Consider the following 20,055-nt stretch of genomic DNA (forward strand, 5'->3'; position numbering starts at 1 on the left):
ACCCCCCCCTTCCCCCCCCCTCCCCCCCCCCCCTTCCCCCCCCCCCCCCCCCCCCCCCCCCCCCCCCCCCCCCCCCCCCCCCCCCCCGCGACGAAGGCGAGGCAGGAGTCGTGGCGGTCGTCTCTTGGCGAGGGCCTCGACGGCCGCGCGTAGTCCCGCAGGGCCTGTTCGGCGCCGGCGAGCAGGGGGCGCGGGTCGGCCGTGTCCGCGAGGAGGCCGTCGGAGACGGGCGGGTCCTGGGGTACGGCGACCAGGAAGCGGCCGTCGACCCAGGCGGACCCACTGTTGGCGCACAGGATGTGCCCCAGTCGCCGCGCCGCTCCAGCAGCCGCACCGGCAGCAGCGGGTCGAGCGGCACGGCGGGCCGGGCGGGGTCGGGGGCCTCCCGTGCGGGCATGCCCGGCCCCGGGACGACGTGCGTGGGCCGGAAACGGGGGGTCGTCATCGCCGTCCCTCGGGAATCACCGGAATCGTCATCGCACCGCCTGCTTCCTGCTCCCCGCTCCCTGCTTCCGCTTCTTCCTACTTCCGCACCACGACAGGTTCGTGCCGGCGCAGCAGCCGGGACACCAGGTAGCCGAAGAGGGCCGACAGGACGACGAGCATCGCGATGTCGAGCAGCCACACCCCGGTCGAGTGCCGGAAGAGCGGGTCGCCGGTGAGGTCGCCGGGCACGATCCGGGCCAGGTCGAGGGTCCCGGCCATCGCGCCGAGCGCCCACCGTGAGGGCACCAGCCACGCCAGCTGCTCCAGGCCGGGCACGCCGTCCAGTGTCAGCAGCGCGCCGCAGAAGACCACCTGGACGATGGCGAGCAGCACCAGCAGCGGCATCGTCACCTCTTCCTTGCGCACCAGCGCGGAGACCAGCAGGCCCAGCATCATCGCCGTGAAGGCCAGCAGGGCGACGGCCACGGTGATCTCGACGAGCGGTGGCAGCAACACGCCGTCCCCGCCGGGCGCGTTGAGGTCGACCCCGTAGAGGGCGACCAGGGTCAGCACCACGGCCTGCAGGACCGTGATCGTGCCGAGCACCACCGCCTTGGACATCAGGTACGCCGATCGGGACAGGCCGACGGCCCTCTCCCGCTGGTAGATCACGCGCTCCTTGACGAGTTCGCGCACGGCGTTGGCCGCGCCGGTGAGGACTCCGCCGACGCACAGGATCAGCAGCGCGTTCATCGCGGAGTCGCGGGTGAGCGCGCCGCCGGCCAGGGCGCGGGCCATCGCCCCCATCACGAAGGGCAGCGCGACCATGATGACCAGGAAGGTGCGATCCGCGCCGAGCGCTGCGGTGTAGCGGCGGGCCAGGGTGCCGAGTTGGGCGCCGCGGCTGCGGGGCCGGGGCGGCGGGGTCATGATGACCGGCCCGGAGCGGGGCAGGCTGGGTTGCGCGGTCGCGTCGGCCACGTACCGGCGGTGGAAGCCGGAGGTGCGGTACTCCTGCGCCCAGTCCCGTTCGGTGTCCCGTTCGAACGCCTCGAAGGCCTCCGGCCACTGGGAGAAGCCGAAGAACGCCAGGGCCTTCTCCGGCGGGCCGTAGTAGGCGATCCTGCCTCCGGGGGCGAGCACGAGGAGCCGGTCGCAGACGTCCAGGCTGAGGACGCTGTGGGTGACGACGATGACGGTGCGGCCGTCGTCGGCGAGTCCGCGCAGCATGTGCATCACCGAGCGGTCCATGCCGGGGTCGAGCCCGGAGGTCGGCTCGTCGAGGAAGAGCAGTGAGGGTTTGGTCAGCAGTTCCAGGGCGACGCTGACCCGCTTGCGCTGACCGCCGGAGAGGCTGTGCACGGGCTGCCGGGCGCGCTGTTCGAGGCCGAGTTCGCGGACGACCTCGTCGACCCGTTCCCGGCGCTCGGCCTTGGCGGTGTCCTGCGGGAAGCGCAGTTCGGCTGCGTACGAGAGGGCGCCGCGCACGGTCAGCTGGGCGTGCAGGATGTCGTCCTGCGGGACCAGGCCGATGCGCTGGCGCAGTTCGGCGTAGTCGCGGTAGAGGTCGCGGCCGTCGTACAGGACGGTGCCGTGGTCGGCGGGGCGCTGGCCGGTCAGGGCGTTGAGGAGGGTGGACTTCCCGGCGCCGCTCGGGCCGACCACCGCGAGCAGGCACTTCTCCCCCACCGGGAACGACACGTGGTCCAGCAGCGCCCTGCGGCCGTGGTCGACGGTGACGGTGAGGTCCTGTACGTCGAGGGAGACCTCACCGGTGTCGACGTACTCCTGGAGCTCGTCGCCCACCAGGCAGAACGCCGAGTGGCCGATGCCGACGATGTCCCCGGGGTCCAGCCGTGCCCGGTCCTCGACGCGTTGTCCGTTGAGGTAGGTGCCGTTGTGGCTGCCGAGGTCGACGATCTCGTAGGTGCCGTCCGGCAGGGTGTGCAGCTCGGCGTGGCGGCGGGAGACGGCCAGGTCGTGGAGGACGAGGTCGTTGTCGGGTTCGCGCCCGATGCGGACGCCGCGGGTGGGCAGCGGCCGTACGGCGGTGGGCTGCCGGTACGTGCCCGTCAGGACGGGGTTCGAGACCGCGGACAGTCGTTCCGGTGCCGGCGGCGGCCGGCAGGCCAGGACGGCGCACGGGCCGTCGGAGGGGCTGCCGAAGCGGAGCACGCTGCCGGGGCCCACGCCCCACTCGTGGACGCGGCGGCCGTCGGCGTAGGTACCGTTGGTGCTCTGCTCGTCCTGGAGCGTCCAGTGGTCGCCGTCGGGCTTGAGGACCGCGTGGTGCCAGGAGACGCGGGAGTCGTCGAGGACGATGTCGCTGAGCGGGTCGCGGCCGACGTGGTAGGCGTGGCTCGGGATCATCACCACGGAGCCCGTCTCGGTCGCCAGCACGAGTTCGGGCGCAGTCGAGGCGACAGGCCGCTCCGCCATGCCAGGATTCTAGCGATCCGCTCACATGTGCGCCTGTCCGAGAGGCGCCGTCCGAGGTCAGGCGACGGGCACGACCAGCGCCGGGATCACCCGCTGCATGCGCAGCGCGTCGACGGACTCGGCGAGCAGTTCGTACTCGGTGGTCTCGTCACTGACGGCGATCCGCACCAGGCGTCCGGCGGCCAGTTCGTCGGCGACCAGTTCCTGTCGGTCGATGTCGGCACACCAGGCACGCAGCAGGGCGGGTACGTCGGGCACGGTGCCGACGACCGGGACGAGCGCGCCGGGCGGGAAGTGCCCGCTGTCCGGCCGCGGATCGAGCCGCTCGGCCATCCAGGAGGCCCGGTCGCGCAGCCACCACAGGGCCAGCGCCAGGGTGGGCGCCCGGTAGGTGCCCAGCGGAACGCCGATCCGTCGGCCGCCGCAGATGCCGTACGCCGTGACATGGCACAGGAATTCGTCGTGCACGCCCCACTCCCCCGAAACGTCGATCGCTTTGCCGGTGCGGCCTCGCTTTCCGTACGGCTCGTCTGGCTTTCAACAGTCCCTACTTGGAGTATCGCCACTCCTGACACAGTGTCACCATGACTTTTTGGCCAGTCTGTTGGCATATTCAGCGGATCCCTTGGCCGGATCGTGACGGACCCGGCGGGCAGGCCCCCGGGGCGGGCCGTTGATCACGCGGTGTGACGAATGCCGGGAGCGATGAGTTCCGCCGCGCGCGGGGGTCCATGCAGTGAGGACCCGAGAGGAAACCGGAGTGGGAACACGAGCGGAGGACGTCATGGGTATGACCGGGAAGGTGGACGCGGAATTCACCGCCGTCCTGCGCAGGAGTCCGAACAAGGGCGGCTGGATCTATCTCGTCTGGCCCGAGTCCGTGGAGTTCTTCGGGACCCGCGGTCTGGTCAAGGTCCGCGGCACGATCGACGGGCATCCGTTCCGCAGCTCCTTCATGGCCCTGGGCGACGGGACGCACAAGCTGCCGGTGAAGGCCGACGTCCGCGAGGCGATCGGCAAGGAGGAGGGCGACACGGTGACCGTGCGCCTTCAGGAGCGGCTCGGCTCATAGACATTCGGCTCATGGAAAAAGGGTCCCGGAGACGGTGCGCCCGCCTCCGGAACCCTTCGTGGGTGCGTGTCCTACCGCTTGATCACCGCGTCGATGCGGGCCAGCTCGTCCGCGTCGAAGTCGAGGTTCTGGATCGCGCCGACGCTGTCCTCGATCTGCTGCGGGCTGCTCGCGCCGACGAGGGCGGAGGTGACCCGGCCGCCGCGCAGGACCCAGGCCAGGGCCATCTGGGCCAGGGTCTGGCCGCGCGCCTCGGCGATCTCGTTCAGGGTGCGCAGCGTGCCCACCAGTTCCTCGGTGAGCGCGTCGGAGTTCAGGAACGGGCTGTCGCTCGCGGCCCGCGAGTCCTCCGGGATGCCGTCGAGGTAGCGCGCGGTGAGCATCCCCTGCTCCAGCGGGGAGAAGACGATGGAACCGACCTGGAGCTCGTCCAGCGCGTCCAGCAGGCCCCCGTCCTCGGGGCGCCGGTCGAGCATCGAGTAGCGCGGCTGGTGGATGAGGAGCGGGGTGCCGAGCTCGCCCAGGATGCGGGCGGCCTCGCGGGTCTGCTCCGCGGAGTAGTTGGAGATGCCGACGTACAGCGCCTTGCCCTGCTGGACCGCCGAGTGCAGGGCACCCATCGTCTCCTCCAGGGGAGTCTCCGGGTCGGGGCGGTGCGAGTAGAAGATGTCGACGTAGTCCAGGCCCATCCGCGTGAGGCTCTGGTCCAGCGAGGACAGCAGGTACTTGCGCGAACCCCACTCGCCGTACGGGCCGGGCCACATCAGGTAGCCGGCCTTGGTGGAGATGATCAGCTCGTCGCGGTACGACGTGAAGTCCGCCTTGAGCGCCTCGCCGAAGGCGGACTCGGCGGCGCCGGGCGGGGGGCCGTAGTTGTTGGCCAGGTCGAAGTGGGTGACGCCGAGGTCGAAGGCGCGGCGCAGGATGGCGCGCTGCGTGGCGACCGGGCGGTCGGGGCCGAAGTTGTGCCACAGGCCGAGCGACAGCGCGGGGAGCTTCAGGCCGCTGCGTCCGGTGCGCCGGTAGGGCATCTCGGCGTAGCGGTCGGGGTGTGCGGTGTACAACGCGACTCCTGAGGGGTTGGCACGAGGTAATCCGAGCCCCACTCTTTCGCGACCTGCGGCCAGTGGTCCAACAGAAGAATCCGATGGGATTCAGCGGATACGCTTCTCAGTCATGGAACTGCGCCATCTCCAGCACTTCGTCGCGGTCGCCGAGGATCAGCACTTCACCCGGGCGGCCGAGCGGCTGCTGGTGTCCCAGTCGGGACTGTCGGCCTCGATCCGCGCACTGGAGCGGGAGCTTCAGACGCCGCTGTTCGTGCGCACGACCCGCCGCGTGACGCTCACCCCGGCCGGCCGGGCGCTGTTGGGCGAGGCGGAGCGGATCCTGGCGCAGGTGCGGGCGGCGCATGAGGCGGTGGCCGCGGTGCAGGGCGTGCTGCGCGGCATGCTGGCGCTCGGCTCCGAGCAGTGCATCGCCGGGGTGAATGTGGCCGGGCTGTTGGCCGCGTTCCGGCGGCAGCACCCGGATGTGGAGATCTGCCTGCGCCAGGCGGGCTCAGGGGCGCTGGCGGAGGAGGTCGCGGCCGGGCGGCTGGACCTGGCGTTCGTGGTCCGGACGCAGGAGGACACCGATCAGCTCAGGTCCGTGCCGGTGACCAGCGAACCGATGACGGTCCTGTGCCATCCCAGCCACCGGCTCGCCGCCGCCGGCGTGGCCGTCACTCCGGAGGACCTGGGCGGTGAGGTGTTCGTCGACTTCCACCCGGACTGGGGGCCGCGCCGCACCACCGACGCCGCGTTCGCCACGGCGCGCGTGCGGCGGACCGTGGCGCTGGAGGTGAACGACGTGCACAGCCTCCTCGACCTGGTGGACGAGGGCCTGGGCATCGCCGTCGTGCCCCGGCACTTCCGGCACAAGCGCGCGTCCCTCACCGCCCTGCCGGTGAAGGGCACCGGCGAGACCCTGTACGAGACCGTCGCCCTCCTCCCACCCGCGCAGGCCACCAGCCCGGCGGCGCGGGCGCTGATGGCCCTGCTGGAGACGGGGGGTCCGGCGACACCCCAGGACCCGGATCAAGCACTGAATCCGGGATGAAAGAGCGTGCCCCTACGCGTGAGTCGGTGCGATGCGCGATGGTGGACGTATGCATGCAAAGGACATCCTCATCGACGGTCACAGCCGCATCCGGGAAGAAGTCCACGCCGCCGTCGAGGGCCTCGGACCCGACGACCTCAGCGCCCGCCCCTCCGATGACGCCAACTCGATCGCGTGGCTGGTCTGGCACCTCACCCGGGTGCAGGACGACCACGTCGCGGACGCCTTCGACCTCGACCAGGTGTGGCTGTCGCAGGACTGGGAGAAGCGATTCGGTCTCGGTCTGCCGCGCCACGACACCGGGTACGGCCACACCCCGGCGAAGGTCGCCAAGGTGCGGGTGGACTCCGGCGACCTGCTGACCGGCTACTACGACGCCGTGCACGAGCAGACGCTGAAGGCGCTGCGGGGGCTGAGCGCGGCGGACCTGGAGCGCGTCGTGGACGAGCGCTGGGATCCACCGGTCACCCTGGGCGTACGGCTGGTCAGCGTCCTGTCCGACGATCTGCAGCACGTCGGACAGGCGGCCTACGTCCGGGGGCTGCTGCAGAGCGCGGCCGCGTAACCCGGCAGGACGACGTCCTCGATGAGGGCCCTGCGCTCGTCGAACGGGATGAACGCGCTCTTGAGGGCGTTGACCGTGACCGTGCGCAGGTCCTCGACCGTCCAGCCCGCCTGCTCGACCAGCAGGGACATCTCGCGGGTCATCGTCGTGCCCGACACCAGCCGGTTGTCGGTGTTGAGGGTGACGCGGAAGCCGAGGTCCTTCAGCGCAGTGATCGGGTGCTCGGCGATCGAGGTGGCCGCACCGGTCTGGAGATTGGACGTCGGGCACATCTCCAGGGCGATCCGGCGGTCGCGCACCCAGCCCGCCAGCCGGCCGAGCTTGCCCTCCGCGAGGTTGGGGATGTCGTCCGTGATGCGGACGCCGTGGCCTATGCGCTGGGCGCCGCACACCTGCAGGGCCTGGTGGATGCTGGGCAGGCCGTGCGCCTCGCCGGCGTGGATGGTGAACGGGACGTTCTCGCGGCGCAGGTGCTCGAAGGCGGCGAGGTGGTCGGCGGGCGGGAAGCCGTCCTCGGCGCCGGCGATGTCGAAGCCGACGACGCCCGCGTCACGGTAGGCGACGGCCAGGTCGGCGGTCTCCTTGGTGCGGTCGAACATCCGCATCCCGCACAGCAGGGTGCCGACACGGACCGGCGTGCCCGCCGCGGCCGCCTTCGCCATTCCGGCCGCGAGGCCCTCCTGCACCGCCTCGACGACCTCGGGCAGGGCCAGCCCGCCCTGCAGCATCAGCTCGGGGGCGTAGCGCACCTCGCCGTAGACGACTCCGTCGGCGGCGAGGTCGAGGACGTACTCCTCGGCGGTGCGCAGCAGGCCCTCGCGGCTCTGCATGACGGCGAGGGTGTGCTCGAAGGTGGCGATGTAGCGGACCAGGTCGCCGGAGTTCGCGGCCTCGAAGTACCAGGCGGCGAGCTCCTCGGGGTCGGTGGTGGGCAGGGTGTGGCCTACCGCGTCCGCGAGTTCGACGACGGTGGCGGGGCGCAGGCCGCCGTCGAGGTGGTCGTGCAGGACGGCCTTGGGGAGCCGGCGGAGGGTGTCGGTGTCGATGCGGGGCGCGGTCATGTGCTTCTTTTCCTTGGCTGGTGGTGCTGTGGAGATCAGTCGGTGGCGGGCTGGAGCAGGTCCCAGCGGTTTCCGTACAGGTCCTGGAAGACGGCGACGGAGCCGTAGGGCTCGTGGCGCGGCTCCTCCAGGAAGGTCACGCCCGCCGCGAGCATGCGGGCGTGGTCACGGGCGAAGTCGTCGGTGTGCAGGAAGAATCCCACCCGTCCGCCGGTCTGGTCACCGACCCGGCCGCGCTGGGCGTCCCCCTTGGCACGGGCGAGGAGCAGGTCGGTGCCGCCTTCCCGGGTGTCCGGCCGTACGACGACCCAGCGGGAGCCGTCGGGGCGGGGCGTGTCCTCGACGAGGCCGAATCCGAGGGCTTCGGTGTAGAAGCGGATCGCCTCGTCGTAGTCGTCGACGACGAGGGTGACCAGGGCGATACGTCTCATCGGAGCCTTCCGGGAGGGGTGATTGACGGGAGAGGTTATACGTAAAACTTCAGGCGCGCCAGTCGCTTCTTCCGGGCGTAGGGCTGCGGGCCTTCCAGCCGCAGGGCTGCGGGTTTTCCGGGCGTAGGGCTGCGGGCGGAGGTGAGGTGCGACTTCGGCCCGAGGCGGGGCTGTCGGGGCTCCGGTTAGCGTCCCGGCATGGAGATCACCAAGCCGTCCCGCGGTCGTGAGCAGCGCAAGCGGGACGTTCTGAGCCGTCTGGAGCGTGAGATCGACATCTGGGTGGCCTCGGCGGGCCCGGGCGGGCTGCCGTGTCTCGTCGCCCTGTGGTTCGTCTGGCACGACGAGTCCTTGTGGCTGGCGACCCGGCCGACGAATCCCACCGGTCGAAATCTCCGGGACGGCGGGCGGGTCCGGCTCGCGTTCGGGGACACACGGGACGTCGTACTGATCGACGGCGACGTGGAGACGTTCACCGCGCGGGAGGTGCCGCCGGACGCGGCCGACGCGTTCCTCACGAAGACCGGCTGGGATCCCCGGGAGGACAGCGCGCCCTATGACTACTACCGGGTCCGGCCGCGCACGGTGCAGGCGTGGTGCGAGGCACACGAACTGCCGAAGCGGCACCTCATGCGGGACGGGGTGTGGATCGTCTAACTTCCCTCGCAGGCTTCACCCAGCCCGTTGAGCCTTTCCAACTCCTCGTCCGTCAGCCGCAGCGCTCCCGCGGCCACGTTCTGGACGAGGTGGTCGGCGTTGCCGGTGCCGGGGATGGCGAGGACGTGGGGGCCCTGGGCGAGGGTCCACGCGAGGCGGATCTGGGCGGGTGTGGCGCCATGGGCGGCCGCGACGGCACGGATCTCCTCGTCGTGGGTGGCGGCCGGGCCGCGTGCGCCGCCGTCGCCCGCGATGGCGAAGAACGGTACGAAGGCGATGCCCTGTTCGCCGCAGATCCGCAGGACTTCGTCGGTCGCGGGGGCATGGTGGCCGAGCCCGTACCGGTTCTGCACGCTCACCACGGGCGCGATGGCCTGCGCCTGAGCGAGATGACGGGGCTCCACGTCGGAGATGCCGAGATGGCGGACCAGGCCCGCCGCGCGCAGTTCGGCGAGCGCGCCGAAGTGCTCGGCGATCGAGTCCTGGCGCATGCGGCGCAGATAGACGAGGTCGAGATGGTCGCGGCCGAGCTGGCGCAGGTTCTCCTCGACATGGCCGCGCAGGTCCTCGGGGCGGGCCGCGGCGCCCCACTCCCCCGCGTAGTCGCGGTAGGGGCCGACCTTCGTGGCGATGAGCAGGTCGTCGCCGTACGGCGCCAGCGCGCTGTTGATGAGTTCGTTGGCGGAGCGCAGCGAGGAGAAGTAGAAGGCGGCCGTGTCGATGTGGTTGACGCCCAGGTCGACCGCCCTGCGCAGGACGGCGATCGAACGGTCGCGGTCGCTCGGCGTCCCGAGGTGGAAGGCCGCGCTGCCCGTCAGCCGCATCGCGCCGAAGCCGACACGGCCGACGGTGTGGTCGCCGATTTTCCAGGTGCCCGCGGCGTCCGCGGTGATCGTCTCCGAGGTCATCGGCGGAGTCTCGCACAACCCCCGACCCGCGGGCCGAGGACTTTGCGGACCCATGGCGCGTCAGCGCCGGCCCAGCCCGATGACGTCACCCGCGTCAGCTCAGCGGCTTCTCCAGCACCGCCTTGCGGTGGCTGAACGTCTCGATGGAGTACCGGCCGTGGTAGTTGCCCATGCCGCTCTCCCCCACCCCGCCGAACGGCAGGTCGGAGACGGTGAGATGGGCGAGCGGCAGGCCGTGGCCGATGCCGCCGGAGGAGGTCTCCGCGGCGATGCGGCCTCGGGTGTCCTCGGACTCGGAGAAGACGTACAGCGCGAGGGGCTTGTCGCGGTCGTTGACGAAGGCGATGGCCTCGTCCAGGCCGTCGACGGTCACGATCGGCAGGATCGGGCCGAAGATCTCCTCCCGCATGACGGGCGACGTGGGGTCGACGTCGGCGAGGACGGTCGGCGCGATGTACTTGTCCGTACGGTCGCTGCCACCGCCCACGACGACACGGCCCGAGTCGAGCAGGCCGGCCAGCCGGTCGAAGTGCCGTTCGTTGACGATGCGGCCGTATTCGCCGGAGGCCTGCGGGTCGGTGCCGTAGACCGCCTCGACGGCTCGGGCGAGGGCGCCTTCGAGGGTGGCGGCGGTCTCCGGGTCGGTCAGGACGTAGTCGGGGGCGACACAGGTCTGGCCGGCGTTGAGGAACTTGCCGCGCGCCAGCCGGTCGGCGACCACGTCGAGGTCGGTGTCGCGGTCGACGAACACCGGTGACTTGCCGCCGAGTTCGAGGGTGACCGGGGTGAGGTGTTCGGCAGCGGCGCGCATGACGATACGGCCGACGGTGCCGTTGCCGGTGTAGAAGACGTGGTCGAAGCGCTCGGCCAGCAGGGCGGTGGTCTCCGGGACGCCGCCCTCGACGACGGCGACCGCGTCGGTGTCGAGGTACGCGGGCACCAGTCGGGCCAGGGCGGCGGAGGTGGCGGGCGCCAGCTCGCTGGGCTTGGCGACGACGGCGTTGCCCGCGGCGAGGGCTCCGACCACGGGGGCGAGGAGCAGCTGGGCCGGGTAGTTCCAGGGTGCGATCACGAGGACGACGCCGAGGGGGTCGTACTGGGTCCAGGCGCGCGCGTCCGCGCCGACGTGGGCCGGGACCGGAGCGGGCTCGGGGCGCAGCCAGTCGGCGAGGTGGTCGAGGGTGTGGTCGATCTCGCGGACCGTGAAGTCGATCTCGGTGCGGTAGGCCTCGGTGGAGCTCTTGCCGAGGTCGGCGTGGAGCGCGGCGGCGAGGTCGGGGCCGTTCTCCGTGAGCATCTCGCGCAGGCGGCGCAGCTGGGCGGTGCGCCACTCGACGGGCTTGGTACGGCCGGTGCGGAAGGTGGCGCGCAGCCGGGCGACGGTGTCGGCAGGTGTCTCGGGGGGTGCGGTGGTCACGGTGCCTCGGTTCATCTGGTCGGCTAGATGTATATGCCAACCTTTCATGGACCGAAGCACATTCCCAAGCTCGTGAGGAACTACCCACAGTGAGGGCCGGATCACCCGCCGGCAGCTCGTACCAGGGCGTCGAAGAGCCCCTGCTGGGTGGGGTCCTCGCGCCCGCCGAGCGGAGAGGCCCAGATCGTCAGTCTTGAACGGGCCGTCCACGCGTTGGCTGGCGGCCACCCGGACGCAGCCCGGATGATCTGTGGGAGTCGGCCCTGGAACACCGCCGACAAGCCCACGACGCGCGGTACCGGGCTCTCCAAGTCGGCGCGGGCCGGTCCAGTGACCCGCGGCACTGGCTCTGGCCGCATACGTTTGCCGACGCTAAGGTGCGCCGTACTCGGCGGATCGCTCCCCTGCGGGAGGTGGGAATGAGGCTCATGGACGCGGACCACGCGGGGCTGGTTGTCGCGGCGCAGGCCGGTGACGATCGGGCGCGCGAGGAGCTGATCGCCGCGTACCTGCCGTTGCTCTACAACATCGTCGGGCGAGCGCTGAGCGGACATGCCGACGTCGACGACGTCGTCCAGGAAACCCTGCTGCGCGTGGTGCGCGACCTGCCTGCCCTGCGTACCCCGGAGAGCTTCCGGTCCTGGCTGGTGTCGATCACGCTCCGCCAGATCAGCACCCACTGGCACCGGCAACGCGCCTTCAGCGGCCGGACCACGGTCATCGACGAGGCACGCCAGATACCGGACGCCGGTGTCGAATCTGAGGACATGACGATCCTGCGTCTGCATGTGTCGGACGAGCGCCGTCAGGTTGTCGAAGCCGGCCGGTGGCTCGACCCGGACCATCGGGTGCTGCTGTCGCTGTGGTGGCAGGAACGCGCCGGCTCGCTGAGCCGTGAAGACATCGCCGCCGCGACGGGGCTCACGGTCGCCCACGTCGGAGTACGCCTGCAACGCATGCGCGAGCAGTTGGAACTGAGCCGGACGATCGTCGCCGCGCTGGAGGCCGACCCGCGCTGTTCGCAGTTGGACGAGACCGTCGTCGGCTGGGACGGTCTCCGTACATCGGTGTGGCGCAAGCGGATCGCGCGGCACACCCGCGACTGCCCTGTCTGCATGGCGACGACGACGGAACGGGTTCCGGCCGAACTACTGCTCCTCAGCCTCGCGCCGCTGGCCGTCCCGGCCGGGCTCATGGCCACGCTGGTCGCCAAGGGCCTGCTGTCGGGTACGGCCGCGAGCGCCGCCGGGCTGGCCACGGCACACGTCGCCGTCGGCACGGCATCGGCGGCGGGGGGAGGCAGTCTGCACAGCTCGCTGTTCGGCAAACTCTACGCAGTGACCGCTCATCCGCTGGTGGGCCTCGCCACCGGCGCGGTGGTCATCGCCGGGACCGCCACCTACGCGACCTGGCCCGAACCGGCGCATCGGGCGCCCGCCGTCGTCGCCGCTCCCAAGGTCGGGCCTCCCACGCCGATCCCGTCGCACACCGCCGCGTCGGCCGGACCGTCCCCGGTGAGTCCGTCCGCCGACGCAGGCACTGTTCCGCTGGGCGCACAGTCGCTGGAGTCCGTGGACGAGCCCGCCCTGTACCTCACGTATGCCGGCGACTTCGCGACGCTCGGCCGGGTCTCCGCGTCCAGCAGGGCGCAGACACGGCAGCGGGTCACCTTCACGGTTGTCCGGGGGCTGGCCGACACACGGTGCGTCACCTTCCGCGCCGCCGACGGCCGCTATCTGCGCCATCGTGACCTGCGGCTACGGCTGAGCACCAACGACGGCAGCGAACTGTTCCGTGAAGACGCCACCTTCTGCCCGCGCCCCGGGGCGGTCGCCGGGTCGGTGACCCTGCACGCGCACAACTATCCCGGATCGGTCATCCGCCACCGCGACGGTGGCATCTGGCTGGATGGCTCCGACGGCACGAGGGCCTTCGCCGGCCAGGCTTCCTTCATCATGCGCAGGGCCTGGGCTTGAGAACGCTCCGTGAGCATTGTGGACCGAGGCGCACAGTGACAGCTGGTGATACCGCACCACGGCCCTGCACCACGATCCTGCACAACGCCGTTCTCCACCCGGCAGTGAGCCGATTGCCGCGCCGAACCCAGCTTCGATCCGCGTGCATCGACGGCTGCCTCGCCGTGACCGGCCTGAAGGATGGGCCCTTTCCGGGGGGACGAGCAGACTGCGGGGCTTGGCACAACGCTTTGTGCCTGCGAGATGCATCACGGAGCAATCGTCCGGACGGCGCGATTTTTCTGTTACGAGAACGCGAGTGCGGAGGCCTCCACTTCGTGGGGCGCCCTTCCCGCTGCTCACCATGAGGTGCCGGCGTGGCAGGTTCCCCGTCTCCCCGTTGACGTATCCCCTGATGAAAGCCGCTCTCATGACGCGACACACCCACGACCCCCGGGCGACCGGTATGCAGGAACGGCCCCATGTCCTGCACCGCACCCCACCCGCGACGGATCAGGCCGTACCGGCCGATGCGCGCACGATCACGGCACCCAGGGTGACCCGCGACCCCCGAGGAGAATCATGAAGGGCCTGCACCGGCTCGGCCGGCGTCGCCAGACATTGACGATAGGGCTGTCGGCCGCGGCGGTGGTGGCCGGTGTCGTGACGCTCCTGCCCAACTCCGCCGGAGCCGCAACCCTGGGTACGCAGGCGGCCCCCTCGGGCAGGTACTTCGGCACCGCTGTGGCGGCCGGAAAGCTCGGCGACTCGATGTACTCCGCGATCTTGGACCGGGAATTCAACATGATCACCCCGGAGAACGAGATGAAGTGGGACGCCACGGAACCCTCCAGGGGAGCGTTCAACTTCGGTCCGGCCGACCAGATCGTCAGCCACGCGGCCTCCCACGGTCAGCGGATGCGAGGCCACACCCTGGTGTGGCACTCCCAGTTGCCCGCCTGGGTCAGCGGCATCACCGACGCGGCCACGCTGCGCAGCGTGATGGACAACCACATCACCACCGAGATGACTCATTTCAAGGACAAGGTCTACGCCTGGGACGTGGTCAACGAGGCGTTCGCCGACGGATCCACCCAGCACCGCAGCTCGGTGTTCCAGAACGTGCTGGGCGACGGGTTCATCGAGGAGGCGTTCCGCACCGCCCGGGCGGCCGATCCGGCCGCCAAGCTGTGCTACAACGACTACAACATCGAGAACTGGACCGACGCCAAGACCCAGGGCGTGTACGCGATGGTGCGCGACTTCAAGTCCCGTGGCGTACCCATCGACTGTGTCGGTTTCCAGAGCCACTTCGGCACCAGCGGGCCGCCGGCCGGCTTCGGCACCACGCTGTCGAACTTCGCGGCGCTGGGCGTGGACGTGCAGATCACCGAGCTGGACATCGCCACCGCTCCGCCGACCGCGTACGCCAACACCGTCAAGGCGTGCCTGAACGTGTCGCGGTGCACCGGCATCACCGTGTGGGGCATCCGCGACAGCGACTCGTGGCGGAGCGCGGACACCCCGTTGCTGTTCGACAGCGGCGGCAACCCGAAGCCGGCCTACGACGCCGTGATCAGCGCCCTGGGCGCCGGCGCCAGCTCGTCCGCCGGCCCGTCCAGCAGCCCGTCGGCCAGCCCGTCGACGAGCTCGTCGTCGACTGATCAACCGCGCGCAAAGACCCGACGACCCCGCCCAACGGCCAGCGGGACCACCACGTCCCCCTCCCCGTCCGCCACCGGCTCCCTGCCGTCGACGTTCCAATGGAGTTCCAGCGGGGTGTTGATCGCGCCGAAGTCGGATGCGAGCCACAACATCGCCGGGATCAAGGACCCGTCGGTGGTGTACTACAACGGCAGGTACCACGTGTTCGCCAGCGTGGCCGACACTTCCGGGTACAGCATGGTGTACCTGAGCTTCACCGACTGGTCGCAGGCGGGTTCAGCCACCCAGTACTACCTGGACCAATCGCCGATCGGCACCGGGTATCGGGCCGCGCCGCAGGTGTTCTACTTCGCACCACAGAAGCTCTGGTATCTGGTGTACCAGACCGGCGGTAACGCCTCGTACTCGACCAATGCGGATATCAGCAACCCGAACGGGTGGAGCGCCCCGAAGGGCTTCTACTCCTCGATGCCGACGATCATTTCGCAGAACATCGGCAACGGGTACTGGGTGGACATGTGGGTGATCTGCGACTCGGCGAACTGCTACCTGTTCTCCTCCGACGACAACGGACATCTGTACCGGTCGCAGACCACGCTGTCGCAGTTCCCCAACGGGATGACCAACACCGTCATCGCCGCGCAGGACGCCAACCGCAACAACCTCTTCGAGGCCGCCAACGTCTACAAGGTCCAGGGCAAGAACCAGTACCTGCTGATCGTGGAGGCGATCGGGTCGGACGGCCGACGCTACTTCCGGTCCTGGACGTCGGGCAGCATCGACGGATCATGGACCGCGCTGGCAGCCAGTGAGAGCAACCCGTTCGCACGGGCCGGCAACGTCACCTTCCCCGCGGGCGCGTGGACCAAGGACATCAGCCACGGGGAGATGATCCGGGCCGGGTACGACCAGACCCTGACCATCAGCCCGTGCAAGATGCAGTACCTGTACCAAGGCAGAGACCCCAACTCCAGCGCCGACTACAACAGCCTGCCCTGGCGACTCGGGCTACTGACTCAATCCAACTCCACCTGCTGATACTCCGGCCCGACTTCGCGATCTCGCATCCACCCGGGCAGGAACGGAACGGCCACCGCGTGATCGACGGGGGTGTTGTGGACTCCCGAAGATCGCACGGTGGCCGCGCGCCGTAGCGGGGACCCTGCCCCGTCGGTGGTCGATGTTCATGACGGCGAAGGCCCCCGTCCGCCCGGCCTCCGTCTCCCTCCACGAAGGCACCATCGCCGTGCAACCCACCGGCTCCGATGGTCCGCCTGGCGACGCCGCCACCAGGCCCGAGCCCAGACCAGCCATTATCGCCAGCAAGCCCGCGAATCAGCCATGAAGATCACGATCTACGGCTGGAGTATTAGTAATGGCCCGTTACTTTGTGATGCCCCTGAACGTTACTCGAGACGCCACGGTGTGGCCGACGTGTCGTGAACGAGCAGGAGGAACGGGTGTTGACCGAAGCGTTGTCGGGTCTGGCGACGGCCGGCGGTACGGCGATGGTGGGAGCCATGGCAACCGATGCCTGGCACTCCGCCCGGGGCAGGTTCGCCCGGCTGCTCGGGCGAGGCGAACCAGCCCTGGAACGAATCGAGGCGGAGCGCCTCGACCGCGCCGCGACCGACATCGAGCAGGTCACTGAGGAGAACAGGGACACAACGCGCCGGAGTCTGCAACGGCGGTGGACCGGTCAGCTGGAGCTCCTGCTGGAGGAGCACCCGGCAGCGGCCGACGAACTGCGGTCCCTCGTCGAGGAGTTGACAGCCCGCCGACCCAGCGTTCAGCAGAGCTGGGTGCAGAACAACATCGCCCACGCCGGCGGGGTCCAGAACATCACCCAGCGCGGCGACATCAACGTCGGCGGGGGAAGCAGGGGCCTCGGGTGAGCAGGGACGCGCAGAACAACGCGGCGCACGACGGCGGGACGCAGTACATCACAGGGGGCGGTGACGTGAAGAGCGTCAACGTGTTCCTCGATCGCCCCTCTCCGGCCGGTGAGACCGATACTCCTCCGGGCTCCCAGGGGAAGCTGTCGACGAGGATGCGGGCGGCCCTCGTCGGCTCCGGCTTCGGCGTGATGACGCTCGCGGCCGCGCTCACCGTCTACGCCACCAACTCGCCCCGGACGTCCGAGACGGCGAACACCCGTGACGCACGGCCCAGCACGACGGCCTCCGCCTCGCCGACACCGTCGGCCTCGCCCACACCGTCGCCCTCCCCCAGCCCCACGCCTCCGGCGGCTCCACCGGTCGCGGCCCCCGCGAGGACGACCGAGCCGGCCACGCAGAGGCCCAGCGCGGCGCCGTCGAAGAGCGAGCCCTCGACGACGTACAGCGAGCCCTATCCCGCCAAGGGCGTGTACTGCAGCGCTTGGCAGACCACGGACTCGGCGGACGTGGTGGTCAGGGCCTGCGCCCAGGCCGTCGACGGGATCGGACGGGCGTTCTTCGGGGCCGAGATCGAGAACCGGGGCAAGGAGACCATGCATGCGTCGGTTGTGGTGAAGTATGTGGTCTCCGAGAAAACCTTGGACTGCCCCAGGAAGTCCGACCCGTGGACCGGCATCGTGATCACCCCCGGCGGCCGCTGGCGCTCCGCACTCCCCGAGTGCCAGGTCGACGATCTCAAGGGGCATGCGGTGCAGTCGAAGGCGTGGGCGGTGACGCAAGCCGGCGACCCGAGCGGCTCACGGACGGCCTCCTCACCGTCGCTGCAGATCCAGGCGAGCGGTACCGTCGTCCCTCCTTCCACCTGAGGGAGAACCCATGGCTGCCCCGAACCGCCGCGAACGCCTGCGCCGTCAGATGTCCAAGGACATCAGGGCGGTGGCACGGGAGGTGATCACTCAGCAGGGCGTGGAGGCCCTCACGCTCGCTGAGATCGCGCGCCAGATCGGGGTGACCCCGGCCGCCCTCTACCGGCATTTCGACGACCTCGCGGACATCGTCCGGCACACGGCCCACGACATCGTCGCCGAGCTCGCGGCGAAGCTGCGGGCCGCGATGGACGCGCAGGACGAGACGGACTTCGCGGCCCGGCTGATCGCGCCCTCGCGGGTGTTCCGCCGCTGGTCCCTGGCGAACCGTCAGGAGTTCAGTCTCCTCTTCGGCACGCCCACCGCGGCCGCGGGCACCGCGCAGAACGACCTGACCAGCGAGTGGGTACGGGAGCTCGCCGGCGTCTGGGGCCCGGAGTTCATGCGGCTGTGGGCGGTCCGCCCCTACCCCGTCCTCAGCGACGACCAGCTGGACCCCCGCCTGCGCGAACAGGTCACCGACTACCGCACCGCCACGGGCGTCGAGATCCCCCTGGGCGCCCTGGTCGTCATGCTCTCCTGCTGGCGCTCGATGTACGGCCAGGTCGCCCTGGAGGTCTTCGACCACTTCGCCCCCCTCATCACCGACCAGGAGCCCATGTTCGAGCTGCTGATGCAGGAGCTGGTGACCCACCTGGGGCTGGGGACGCAGTACCGCCCACCACAGGACGCCGACTAGGGCCTCTCGTTTGGATCATGCCGGGCTCGCGGGGTCCGGCATGATCCAAACGAAAGACCCTAGACGGAGTCGTCGAAACGCAGCCCGCCGTTGACGTACCAGTCGCTCGCGGCGAGTGCCTCGTACAGGGCGGTGAGCCAGCCGTTGGGGTCGCCGTGGGAGCTTTTCACCATGCCCCGCAGACGGTCAGGCCGTCTCCGGCATGATCCACCGGAGGGGTCCTAGCCCATCAGCCCGGCCGCCACCGTTGCGCCCAGTTCCCAGCACGCCTCGATGTCGGTCTTGGCCGGTTCGCCGGTCACGGTGACCGGGTCGGCTGCGCGGCGCCAGCCCAGGCCCGTGGTGATGGAGTCGATGCCGCGGACCGCGCCGGTGACGTCGTTGCCGCCGTGGACGTAGTAGCCGAAGGGGCGGCCGCGCGTGGTGTCCAGGCAGGGGTAGTAGACCTGGTCGAAGAAATGCTTGAGGGCGCCGGACATGTAGCCGAGGTTGGCCGGGGTGCCGAGCAGGAAACCGTCGGCGGCGAGCACGTCGGACGCCGTGGCGGCGAGGGCCGCCCGCCGCACCACGCGGACGCCCTCGATCTCCGGCGCCGTCGCTCCGGAGACGACGGCCTCGAACAGTGCCTGGCAGTTGGGCGAGGGGGTGTGATGCACGATCAGCAAGGTGGCCACAGCCCCACAGCCTGCACGTTCACCACCGGGGCCGCAAGCCGCGCCCGCCGTGGGTGAGCCGTTCGAAAATCCGTTGCGCGCGGTCGGCTCTCCCCCGGACCCTGACCCCATGTCCAACCCCCTGCGCCCCGCCGCCCTTTCCGACGCGCCCGCCATCACGGACCTGCTCAACGCGGTCGACGAGATCGAGATCGGGCGGCCCGAGACCGACCTCCACGTGGTCGAGGGCGACCTCAATCATCCCGGGGTAGACCTCGACCGGGATTCCTGGCTGGCCTTCGACGGAGACCGGCTGGTGGTCTACGGACTGCTGTGGGACGAGTCGGAGGGCGAACGCATCGACATCGACCACTACGTGCTGCCCGACCACCAGCAGACCGGCATGCGCGTCCTGGACGCGATGGAAGCCCGGGCTCTGGAAAGGGCCCGGGAGAACGGTGCGGAGCGGGCCGTGGTGCATCTCCACCTCAATGTGCGACCGACGCTCGACACCGGCCTGATCGAGGCACGGGGCTGGAAAGTCGTGCGGCGGCACCACGTCCTGCGGCGGCCCGTGAACCCCGCGGACGACATCGCGCCCGAGTGCCCTGCCGGGGTGCGGATACGGGCCTGCGAGACCGAGGCGGACCAGGTGCGTGTCCATGAGCTTCACCAGGCCAGTTTCGCCCAGCACTTCGACTTCCAGCCCCGCGACTACCGCACCTGGCTCCACGACATCCAGGCCGAGCAGCTCGACTGGTCCCTGGTGTGGATCGTCAGCACGGAGGACCTGGGAGACGTCGGCTTCCTGCTGGCCCGTGGCGACCGCGAGGCGATGGGATGGGTCCGCAACATCGGAGTCCTGCCCGAGGCCCGGGGCCGGGGCCTCGGCGGACTCCTGCTGCGGCACGCCTTCGCGGCCTTCGCCGCGAAGGGGCGCGACACCGTAGGACTCGGCGTGGACACGGCCAACGCCACCGGCGCTCCCGAGCTGTACGCACGGCACGGGATGACCCTGCACTTCGCGGTCGACACCTGGGAGACCGTGCTCAGCTGATCGACGGCAACCGGGCCCCGAGCTCCCTGGTGCGTGTGGCGAACGTCCCGCCCCCCCCCCCGCGGGGAAGAAAAAGACACTCCCCACCCCCCCCCCCCGAAAAACCCCCCCCCCAATGTCGGGTTGTTTGTACCCCCCCCCCATGT

18 protein-coding genes are annotated in these 20,055 nt (G+C 70.4%); 10 read left to right on the forward strand and 8 right to left on the reverse strand.

Features of this window, described 5'->3' with window-relative positions; translation table 11 throughout:
• Positions 1-522 precede the first annotated feature (522 nt).
• Positions 523-2,865 (reverse strand): ABC transporter ATP-binding protein/permease, encoded by a 2,343-nt coding sequence (locus tag AC067M_RS07410; RefSeq protein ID WP_478696030.1) that lies wholly within the window; start codon positions 2,863-2,865, stop codon positions 523-525.
• A 57-nt stretch (positions 2,866-2,922) separates the two neighbouring features.
• Complete coding sequence (locus AC067M_RS07415; protein ID WP_478696031.1) at positions 2,923-3,333, reverse strand: hypothetical protein; 411 nt, start codon at positions 3,331-3,333, stop codon at positions 2,923-2,925.
• Positions 3,334-3,649: 316 nt separating this feature from the next.
• Between AC067M_RS07415 and AC067M_RS07420 the strand changes: the two genes are divergently transcribed.
• Positions 3,650-3,937 carry a DUF1905 domain-containing protein gene (locus AC067M_RS07420; protein WP_478696032.1) on the forward strand — a complete coding sequence of 96 codons (288 nt, stop codon included), beginning with the start codon at positions 3,650-3,652 and terminating at the stop codon, positions 3,935-3,937.
• A 71-nt stretch (positions 3,938-4,008) separates the two neighbouring features.
• On the opposite strand, the gene mgrA is transcribed toward AC067M_RS07420, so the two are convergent.
• Positions 4,009-5,001, reverse strand: a complete 993-nt coding sequence (mgrA, locus tag AC067M_RS07425) for an L-glyceraldehyde 3-phosphate reductase (protein ID WP_478696033.1) — start codon at positions 4,999-5,001, stop codon at positions 4,009-4,011.
• Positions 5,002-5,113: 112 nt separating this feature from the next.
• Between mgrA and AC067M_RS07430 the strand changes: the two genes are divergently transcribed.
• Together AC067M_RS07430 and AC067M_RS07435 are read left to right on the forward strand one after the other, a co-directional pair.
• A complete protein-coding gene (locus AC067M_RS07430) occupies positions 5,114-6,037 on the forward strand; it encodes a LysR family transcriptional regulator (RefSeq protein WP_478696034.1) in 924 nt (307 codons plus the stop codon).
• A gap of 49 nt (positions 6,038-6,086) precedes the next feature.
• A complete protein-coding gene (locus tag AC067M_RS07435; protein ID WP_478696035.1) occupies positions 6,087-6,602 on the forward strand; it encodes a mycothiol transferase in 516 nt (171 codons plus the stop codon).
• Here the strand turns inward: AC067M_RS07435 and AC067M_RS07440 are convergent.
• Positions 6,566-7,663 (reverse strand): adenosine deaminase, encoded by a 1,098-nt coding sequence (locus AC067M_RS07440; RefSeq protein WP_478696036.1) that lies wholly within the window; start codon positions 7,661-7,663, stop codon positions 6,566-6,568. The two genes, AC067M_RS07435 and AC067M_RS07440, sit on opposite strands and share 37 nt — an antisense overlap.
• 35 nt (positions 7,664-7,698) lie before the next feature.
• Complete coding sequence (locus AC067M_RS07445) at positions 7,699-8,094, reverse strand: VOC family protein (RefSeq protein ID WP_478696037.1); 396 nt, start codon at positions 8,092-8,094, stop codon at positions 7,699-7,701.
• Between the two features lie 198 nt (positions 8,095-8,292).
• Here AC067M_RS07445 and AC067M_RS07450 point away from each other — a divergent pair, with 198 nt between their 5' ends.
• Positions 8,293-8,751 carry a pyridoxamine 5'-phosphate oxidase family protein gene (locus AC067M_RS07450; RefSeq protein ID WP_478696038.1) on the forward strand — a complete coding sequence of 153 codons (459 nt, stop codon included), beginning with the start codon at positions 8,293-8,295 and terminating at the stop codon, positions 8,749-8,751.
• On the opposite strand, the gene AC067M_RS07455 is transcribed toward AC067M_RS07450, so the two are convergent.
• Both AC067M_RS07455 and AC067M_RS07460 read right to left on the reverse strand, forming a co-directional pair.
• On the reverse strand, positions 8,748-9,659 hold the full coding sequence (locus tag AC067M_RS07455) for an aldo/keto reductase (RefSeq protein ID WP_478696039.1): 912 nt from the start codon (positions 9,657-9,659) through the stop codon (positions 8,748-8,750). The two genes, AC067M_RS07450 and AC067M_RS07455, sit on opposite strands and share 4 nt — an antisense overlap.
• Positions 9,660-9,753: 94 nt before the next feature.
• On the reverse strand, positions 9,754-11,091 hold the full coding sequence (locus tag AC067M_RS07460; protein ID WP_478696040.1) for an aldehyde dehydrogenase family protein: 1,338 nt from the start codon (positions 11,089-11,091) through the stop codon (positions 9,754-9,756).
• 413 nt (positions 11,092-11,504) lie between these two features.
• On the opposite strand from AC067M_RS07460, the gene AC067M_RS07465 reads away from it, so the two are divergent.
• The 5 genes from AC067M_RS07465 to AC067M_RS07485 all read left to right on the forward strand — a co-directional run bounded on the left by AC067M_RS07465 (position 11,505) and on the right by AC067M_RS07485 (position 18,199).
• A complete protein-coding gene (locus AC067M_RS07465; RefSeq protein ID WP_478696041.1) occupies positions 11,505-13,052 on the forward strand; it encodes a sigma-70 family RNA polymerase sigma factor in 1,548 nt (515 codons plus the stop codon).
• 561 nt (positions 13,053-13,613) lie between these two features.
• Positions 13,614-15,734, forward strand: a complete 2,121-nt coding sequence (locus tag AC067M_RS07470; protein ID WP_478696042.1) for a glycoside hydrolase — start codon at positions 13,614-13,616, stop codon at positions 15,732-15,734.
• 425 nt (positions 15,735-16,159) lie between these two features.
• Positions 16,160-16,591 carry a hypothetical protein gene (locus AC067M_RS07475; protein WP_478696043.1) on the forward strand — a complete coding sequence of 144 codons (432 nt, stop codon included), beginning with the start codon at positions 16,160-16,162 and terminating at the stop codon, positions 16,589-16,591.
• The gene (locus AC067M_RS07480) at positions 16,588-17,460 is read left to right on the forward strand and encodes a hypothetical protein (RefSeq protein WP_478696044.1); all 873 of its coding nucleotides are present in this window, start codon (positions 16,588-16,590) and stop codon (positions 17,458-17,460) included. Before AC067M_RS07475 ends, AC067M_RS07480 begins: the two co-directional genes overlap by 4 nt.
• Before the next feature lie 10 nt (positions 17,461-17,470).
• Complete coding sequence (locus AC067M_RS07485; protein ID WP_478696045.1) at positions 17,471-18,199, forward strand: TetR/AcrR family transcriptional regulator; 729 nt, start codon at positions 17,471-17,473, stop codon at positions 18,197-18,199.
• Between the two features lie 221 nt (positions 18,200-18,420).
• Here the strand turns inward: AC067M_RS07485 and AC067M_RS07490 are convergent, their stop codons facing one another.
• Positions 18,421-18,873, reverse strand: coding sequence for a flavodoxin family protein (locus tag AC067M_RS07490; protein ID WP_478696046.1), 453 nt, complete (start codon positions 18,871-18,873; stop codon positions 18,421-18,423).
• 109 nt (positions 18,874-18,982) lie between these two features.
• On the opposite strand from AC067M_RS07490, the gene AC067M_RS07495 reads away from it, so the two are divergent.
• Complete coding sequence (locus AC067M_RS07495; RefSeq protein ID WP_478696047.1) at positions 18,983-19,909, forward strand: GNAT family N-acetyltransferase; 927 nt, start codon at positions 18,983-18,985, stop codon at positions 19,907-19,909.
• Positions 19,910-20,055 lie beyond the last annotated feature (146 nt).

The organism is Streptomyces sp. NPDC043427 (assembly GCF_056436655.1).